Source organism: Staphylococcus sp. HMSC056G08, assembly GCF_001812305.1.
Lineage (GTDB): Bacteria > Bacillota > Bacilli > Staphylococcales > Staphylococcaceae > Staphylococcus > Staphylococcus simulans.
The window spans coordinates 1-257 of record NZ_KV808495.1; the positions used below are offsets into that span (position 1 = coordinate 1).

The 257-nt window shown below is 35.8% G+C and carries 1 pseudogene; it reads right to left on the reverse strand.

Annotated features, from left to right (window positions below):
• Positions 1–191 (reverse strand): annotated as a pseudogene (locus HMPREF2846_RS08565) (phage terminase small subunit P27 family); the annotation flags it as partial.
• Positions 192–257 lie beyond the last annotated feature (66 nt).

Here is a 257-nt window from a genome sequence, read left to right on the forward strand (position 1 = left end):
AATTCTTGTAGTAACGGAATAATACGTTGCCATTCTTTTTTAGCATTATCGCTTAAATCTGGTGGCACATAATCAGCATCTATTTTTTCAAACTTCTTTAAACCATTTTCTCTCATTTCAGCTTCTTCCAGCTCTTCTTTAGTTCGATTTCCCAACTTTGCAGCGTTTAATTTTGGTTTTCTCCCTGCCATAACAGCACCTCCTAGTTTTTGGGTTTAGTGTAATATTCCATTTTGGGAATTTGGTCGCAAAAAAGG